Genomic DNA, 620 nt, shown 5'->3' on the forward strand with positions numbered 1-620 from the left:
ACCTCGTGGAACGGCACGGGATTCGTGGTGCGGACGAACAGGGCGACGCCCAGCAGGGCGCGTCGTGCGCGGATGGGCACGATCATGATCGAGTGCATGCCGTTCTCGCGAACCCGGCGCGCCAGCTCCGGCACGTTGTCGACCCATGTGCCCGCAGCGGTGTCCAGCACCGGCTCCAGGCAGGACTTTCCGGCCCGCAGGACCGCGGCGAAAGGTGAGTCGGCAGGTACGTCGACCGGCTCGCCGCGCATCCATGGGGATTCCGGGACCCCTTGGTGGATCGAGGCCAGACCCGCCCGCCGGAAAGCGGGGAGACGACTGCCCGTCGCGCCGATGCCGACCGGGGGCCCTTCCCCGAACGAGATCGACTGCTCCAGGTCCACGGCGACGTAGTCGGCGAGCAGGGGCACGGCGAGGTCGGCCAGTTCCTGGCCGGCCTGCATCACATCCAGGGTGCTGCCCAGACGCGCACCGGCCCGGCCGAGAACGGCGAGGCGCTCACGCGCCTGCCAGCTCGTGGTGACGTCGGCGCTGATGACGCACACCCCGAGCGATTCGCCGTCGGCGCCCTGGAGGCACTGGAACGACACCGCGAACGGCTTCTCGGCGCCCTGGCTCGT

General features: G+C 71.1%; 1 pseudogene. It reads right to left on the minus strand.

The window, feature by feature from the left end:
* Positions 1-620 (minus strand): annotated as a pseudogene (locus tag ADL25_RS13075) (protein phosphatase); the annotation flags it as partial.

The sequence above is a fragment of the Streptomyces sp. NRRL F-5122 genome (assembly GCF_001507435.1).
GTDB classification, from domain to species: domain Bacteria; phylum Actinomycetota; class Actinomycetes; order Streptomycetales; family Streptomycetaceae; genus Streptomyces; species Streptomyces lannensis.